The sequence below is a fragment of the Candidatus Cloacimonadota bacterium genome (assembly GCA_034661015.1).
GTDB lineage: Bacteria > Cloacimonadota > Cloacimonadia > JGIOTU-2 > JGIOTU-2 > JAYEKN01.
Genome location: JAYEKN010000036.1, coordinates 1 through 6,410 on the forward strand (window position 1 = coordinate 1; position 6,410 = coordinate 6,410).

6 protein-coding genes and 1 tRNA gene are annotated in these 6,410 nt (G+C 37.4%); 2 read left to right on the forward strand and 5 right to left on the reverse strand.

Annotated features, from left to right (window positions below):
- Both tyrS and U9P79_01260 read right to left on the reverse strand, forming a co-directional pair.
- Positions 1–1,189: tyrosine--tRNA ligase (gene tyrS, locus U9P79_01255; protein MEA2103257.1), on the reverse strand; the 1,189-nt coding region annotated here is incomplete at its 3' end.
- Between the two features lie 105 nt (positions 1,190–1,294).
- Positions 1,295–1,381: transfer RNA gene (locus U9P79_01260), tRNA-Leu, on the reverse strand.
- Between the two features lie 274 nt (positions 1,382–1,655).
- Here U9P79_01260 and pyrE point away from each other — a divergent pair.
- Complete coding sequence (gene pyrE, locus U9P79_01265) at positions 1,656–2,234, forward strand: orotate phosphoribosyltransferase (protein ID MEA2103258.1); 579 nt, start codon at positions 1,656–1,658, stop codon at positions 2,232–2,234.
- A gap of 17 nt (positions 2,235–2,251) precedes the next feature.
- The gene (ftcD, locus tag U9P79_01270) at positions 2,252–3,964 is read left to right on the forward strand and encodes a glutamate formimidoyltransferase (protein ID MEA2103259.1); all 1,713 of its coding nucleotides are present in this window, start codon (positions 2,252–2,254) and stop codon (positions 3,962–3,964) included.
- 71 nt (positions 3,965–4,035) lie between these two features.
- Here the strand turns inward: ftcD and U9P79_01275 are convergent, their stop codons facing one another.
- The 3 genes from U9P79_01275 to U9P79_01285 form a co-directional block, all read right to left on the reverse strand.
- Positions 4,036–4,827 (reverse strand): glucosaminidase domain-containing protein, encoded by a 792-nt coding sequence (locus U9P79_01275; protein MEA2103260.1) that lies wholly within the window; start codon positions 4,825–4,827, stop codon positions 4,036–4,038.
- 115 nt (positions 4,828–4,942) lie between these two features.
- Positions 4,943–5,152, reverse strand: coding sequence for a cold-shock protein (locus U9P79_01280; protein MEA2103261.1), 210 nt, complete (start codon positions 5,150–5,152; stop codon positions 4,943–4,945).
- A gap of 831 nt (positions 5,153–5,983) precedes the next feature.
- Positions 5,984–6,410, reverse strand: a 427-nt coding sequence (locus U9P79_01285) for a hypothetical protein (protein MEA2103262.1), incomplete at its 5' end; no start/stop codon positions are given.

Sequence of the window (6,410 nt, forward strand, 5' to 3'; positions counted from 1 at the left end):
TACAAAATCTTCTTTTGCCGATTTTTAAAATCATTCCGTCTTTGGGTATTACTTCCAAATCCGTCAATGTAATTTTTTCCCCATCAATAGAAACGGCTCCCTGTTTGATCATTCTGCGAGCTTCACCATTGCTTTTTACGAGTCCTGAATCAGCAACAAATTTCACGATCCACATTCTGTTCTGTTCCGGCGTATAGATCGGCAGGTCAGCGGGAATATCACCTTTGCTGAAAACCCGCTCGAATTCTTCCTGAGCTTTTATTGCTTCTTCTTCGGAATGATAAAATTCAATGACTTTACGAGCCATCTCTTTCTTCAAGACCATTGGATTAACGCTTTGCGAAGCCAATTTTTCTTTAATATCTGCCAATTTTGATTTATCTGCAAAAACAGCAAGTTGAAAATATTTCAAAATAAGTTCATCGGGGATACTCATCAATTTTCCAAACATTTCATTGGGAGAATCTGCAAGTGCCACGTGGTTTCCCAACGATTTACTCATTTTTTCCACTCCATCAGTTCCTTCCAAAATCGGCATGGTAATGATCACCTGCGGTTCTTGATCGTAATATCTTTGGATGTGTCTGCCAACGAGAAGGTTGAATTTTTGATCCGTCCCACCGAGTTCGATGTCTGCTTCCAATGCTACGGAATCCATAGCCTGAGCCAAGGGATACAAAAATTCATGCACTCCGATAGAATCACCTGCTTGATATCGTTTCTCAAAATCATCTCGCTCTAACATTCTCGCTACGGTGAATTTGCTCGCAAGTTTGATTACGTCTGCAAATTTCATTGCGCCCAACCATTCGGAATTATAGACAATACGAGTTTTTTCCGGATCGAGGATTTTTCTCGCCTGTTCAAAATAAGTTTCACCATTCCGTTTTGTTTCTTCTGCTGTAAGTTGGGGGCGAGTTTTGCTTTTCCCGGAGGGATCGCCAATCATTGCCGTAAAATCTCCAACGACCAAAATTGCTTCATGCCCCAAGTCCTGAAAATCTCGTAATTTTCGTAATACTACTGCATGCCCGATGTGAAGGTCCGGTCTGCTCGGATCACAACCGAGTTTTATACGAAGCGGTTTCCCTGTTTCTTCTGATTTTTTTAGTTTTGCAATTAATTCTTCTTTCGGAATAATTTCTTCTGTTCCGCGTTGTATTTTCGCTAAAATTTTAGTAAAATCCAAAATATCTCCTATAATAAAAATTTGTTGGTTTTTCAATCCTTGACAAGTCTTTTGTCGATTTTCTTCTTGTGAATTCATTCAAAAATTATAGATGTGCAAAATAAATGGTGCTGAAGAGGGGACTCGAACCCCTACAGGAATACTCCCACTAGGTCCTGAACCTAGCGCGTCTACCAATTCCGCCACTCCAGCACGTGATGTGAAAATTCTTAAATCCGAAAATTTCAGTCAAGAAAACCATTTTAAACAGCAAAGAGTGAACCATCTGCCTTCATTTCGCTACGCCGTGGCAGGCAAAAAAATTAACGGAGCAGACACGAAAGAATCAGTTTTCTCTCTGCGTTCTCCTTGTTCTCTGCGATGAAACAATGTTGTTCAACGAATGTGAAGCATGAAACACAATCAAAAAAATGAAAAAATCAATTGTTGTAGAAAATAAAAAATCTAAAATTTTTAAAGAGGTAAAATGGAAAAAAATGAGATAAAAGAGATATTGCTCAGTTCCGGTGCATTTTTGGAAGGACACTTTTTGCTCACTTCAGGAAGGCATAGCGATAAATACGTTGAAAAAATTAAATTAATTCAAGACCCATCCAAGGTTAGTTTGCTTTGCAATGAACTGGCAAAACGATTTTTCGAATATGATTTCAACACAGTTGTAAGTCCTGCGATGGGTGGCATCGTACTCGGGTATGAAGTTGCAAAATTTCTGAAGAAAAAATTCATATTTTCCCAGCGAAAAGAGGGTAGAATGACCATTCGCAGCGGATTTTCTTTGCAACCCACAGACAAAGTTCTCATTATCGAAGACATTGTTACAACCGGTGGAAGCGTTTTTGAAGTAATAGATTGCGTAAAAATAGCAGGTGCAAAAATTGTTGGTATTGGACTAATTGTAGATCGTAGCGATGGAAAAGTAGATTTCGGTTATCCTACGAAAGCCCTATTGCCGATGAATATAAAATCATATACAGAAAATGAGTGTCCACTTTGCAAGCAGAATATTCCGCTTGTAAAACCGGGTGCAAGTGATAAAAAATTATAAAAAAAAGGAGTTTCAAAATGAACAAAATCGTTGAATGTGTGCCAAATTTCAGTGAAGGTCGAAATAAAGAGATTATTGAAAAAATATCCGATGCCGTGCGTGCGGTGGATGGTGTTACCCTTTTGGATGTTGATCCCGGAGAAGCAACCAATCGCACCGTGTTTACATTTGTGGGCAATCCGGAAAGCATAAAAGAAGGAGCGTTCCGGGCAATTGAAGCGAGCAGCAAATTGATTGATATGCGAGAACACAGCGGAGAACATGCTCGTATGGGAGCTTGTGATGTCTGCCCGTTTGTGCCGGTAGCCGGTGTGGATGTGGATGATTGCGTGCAAATTTCCAAAGAGGTCGGCAAAAGGGTGGCGGAAGAACTTAATATCCCAATTTTTCTTTATGAACATTCCAGAACAAAGCCGGATCGTCAAAATCTTGCTGTTATCCGCAAGGGCGAATATGAAGGTATGGAAGAAAAACTGAAAGATCCACATTGGAAGCCAGATTTTGGTGAGAAATTTAATGTAAAATCCGGAGTAACAGCGATGGGATGCCGCGATTTCCTCATTGCTTACAACATAAACCTAAACACCAAAAGCAAGAAAATCGCCCACGATATTGCTCTCGATATTAGAGAAACGGGAAGAATTTTGCGGGGAGAAAACGGCAAACCACTTCGCGATGAAAATGGTGAATACAAACGTGATAAAGGTGGATTTGTGGGTGTGAAAGCAGTTGGCTGGTTTATTGATGAATACGATAAAGCTCAAATTTCAATGAATATAACTAACTACAAAGCCAGTCCAATCCACAAGATATTTGAATATGTGGAAATGGATGCGATCAAACATGGCGTGCGAGTTACCGGAAGTGAACTTGTTGGTCTGATTCCAAAAGAACCGGTTCTCCGGGCTGGAAAATATTTTCTCGAAAAACAACATTTGAACGAGCAGCAATATTTTTCTGCCGGTGTAGGAGAAAGAGAATTGGTCAAAATGGCGATTGATACTCTGGGTCTGAATGAACTTACTCCCTTTGACCCCAAAGAAAAAATCATCGAATATACATTGGAAAAAGATAATCAGCTTCGCAACATGAGCATCGTAAAATTTGCTGATGAATTGTCCTCAGATTCACCTGCTCCGGGTGGTGGAAGCGTGGCAGCACTTTGTGGCAGCCTTTCTGCCGGTCTTTCTTCTATGGTTGCGAATCTATCAACGAAAAAACTTTCCTTCCGAAAATTATCCGAAACCAAATTGGAAAGACGTTCAACGCTTATTTCCCTCGCCTTCCAAGCACAGGAAATAAAGGATAAACTCCTCACTCTAATTGATACTGACACGGAAGCATTCGAAAAATATATGGACGCAAACAGGTTGCCTGAAAATTCGGAAGAAGAGAAGAAAATGAAGATTGAAGCAGTTGAAGCAGCTACTCAGCAATCTACAATAATCCCATTGGAAACTATGCGAGAATCTTTCAAAGCCATTGAGTGTGCCAAAATTGTGGCAGAATTGGGAATGAAAAATGCCCTCTCTGATGCCGGCGTGTCAGCCGTTTGCGGTTTGACTGCTGTGAAATCCGCTTATATGAATGTAAAAATCAATCTCCCGGGAATCAATGATAAACAATTCAAAAAGAATATGCTCATCGAAGCAGAAGAGATTTTGTTGGCAGCCAAAGAACTTGCTACTGAAATCGAAGAATCTGTAATGGAGCAAATTGGGTTAGATTGAAAGTTGGAACAATTCAAATCAATATTTTTCCCTGAAGTTACCCACTTATGTATTTGTGTTTGTAAATTTGATCAATCCATTTTATCTGACGGTTTCGGGGCATTTTCATTATAAAAATGTTTCATTGTTCTTTGAACCATCCGAACATATTTTTCACCTAAGCCGGAATAATTTACCAAACCTTCTGCAAGGATATACGGATCGATCGGTTCGTGTTTTTTTCGAAAATTTTCCCGAATCACTCGTAAATTATCATACTCACTAAGCGTGTTTAGTGTCCGGAGGTAAATTCTTACGGATTGGTTCACGGTAGAATATTTGGCAACTCTAAATCTTGCTCCTTTTGGTCGTTCTTTTGGAACAAATCCCTCTTTTTGATTTAAAGTACGCATCCCAAAAAGGTTATTTCCCCGTTGGGCAAAACCGGATGTTCCCCAAGCAGATTCAATGGCAGCCTGAGATAAGATTATCGGAGTTGGAATGATGTCCATCCGATTTTTCAATTTGAGCAAATCCTCTTTATTTTTATATGAAAATTCATTGATTCGATAATATTCTGCTTTTGAATTCAACCACGTGATATTTTTTTTGTTAAATTTGTGGAATTTTTCTATATTTTTCAATTTTACTCTATTTGATAGAATAATATTGTTCTCCGAATTTGCGATTGGTTTTAGAAAATTCCCAAATAAGTTTATCTTTTCTTGAACAGTTTTAGTCTTAGCAAAATCTGGTACAGAAGTACACGGGGCAACTTCAATTGTTTTCGGTTTATTTAGTGAGAATTTTTTAAAACCAAAAATTCCTGTAAAAACTAATACAATGATAAATAAAACAGTCATAAATATTTTTTTATGTTTCATGGTTGTGGGGTTTCTCCTTAATATCTGTTTGGTTAACAAAGTATAAAATACCAAATTTTGAGCAAAAAAAAAGGTGCATAGAGAAAACTCCACACACCTTTGAATTTAATTTGAATTAAACCAGTGTTACATCTTTGGCTGCAGGACCTTTTTGGCCTTGCTCAATGATGAATTCTACACGCTGTCCTTCTTTGAGGGAACGAAAGCCTGTACCGCTAATGGATTTGTAATGAATAAAAACATCTTCGCCATTATCTTGCTCAATAAAACCAAAACCTTTGGTATTATTAAACCATTTTACTGTACCTTGTACTCGATCTTCCATAATCTTGAAACTCCTTTCTTAATACTTATGGTTTTGCTAGAGGTTCAAAATCAATTTCAGATCTTGTTCTTACTTTAGACTGAACAACTGCAAAAAAACAGGTTACAAAATCGAAAATTAGAATTTTATGTCAAGAAAAGGAGAAACATTATTGCAAAAATACCTATCCAAAGCGGCTTAAATTAAAACAAATTTGCTTAATTAGAGTCTGTCCGTAAACTCGCATTCTTGCAATGATTCTCCGGATGTGATTCGACGCAGATAAACACTGATTATGCTGATGAACGCAGATATTACACTTTTTACAAAAAAAATTTATCTTGCGAAAATCGGTTTTTTCAGTGTTCATCTGCGTCGAATCCCTACTTTACGGACAGGCTCTAAATAGCAATAAATTTTTTTGGTAGAATAATTTTACGTTTATAAAAAAGCGTATATACACAGCCGTTTAATATTAATATTATCGTTACTATTTTTCACCAAAAATCAAATGTGCTATTTGTAAGGTGACTTTTCGTCTTTTGGTGCATTGAGCATATCAAGTCTTTCTTTCCGCACAAAATTTCTTGCTCATCAATTGCAGTAGAATTTCGTACGCTTTTGTTCTCAATATGCTGACATGTTTTTGAATTTCAGCAGCCGATAATTCTTTCTTGAGAAATAAAGTATAATATACTTTCGCTTATCTTTTAGAGAGTCCAAAACCAATGAAATCTTTTATGATTTTTTCCTGATCCATTTCTTTACCTTTTATGTGAGTAAAGAAATTTTCTTGCGAAATTTTTTTCAACATATTTTATTCTTTTCTCTCATTTTTTTTAAGTTAGACACTTAGATCGCATAAGGTCCCGGAATCAATCTCCAGCCCCAAATATATTCCAGAACAGTCCAGGCAGTTAAAAGCCCCAAATATGACCAGAACATAATAGAATTGATTTGCTCATTTTTTCTGACTTTATAAATTGAAAGCCCTGTTAAAATTACGAAAATTCCACACATCATGTAGGTCGTGAAATGAGTTCGCGAGAGCACTTCATATTGGAAAATCATTATGCAATGCATAGACCAGATCAACAAGAAACTGGAAAGGGAAAATTGAACAGGGACAGGAAAATGCTTTCTTAAATTCAGGAATATGAAGATCATTAAAACCAGAACAGGCAGAAAATTCCAATGAGCAATTTCTATGGTTGCATCTGAAATATATAGATCCGCATTTTCCAGGAATTCACCAAAAAATCCCCAGAGAGAAATCCCG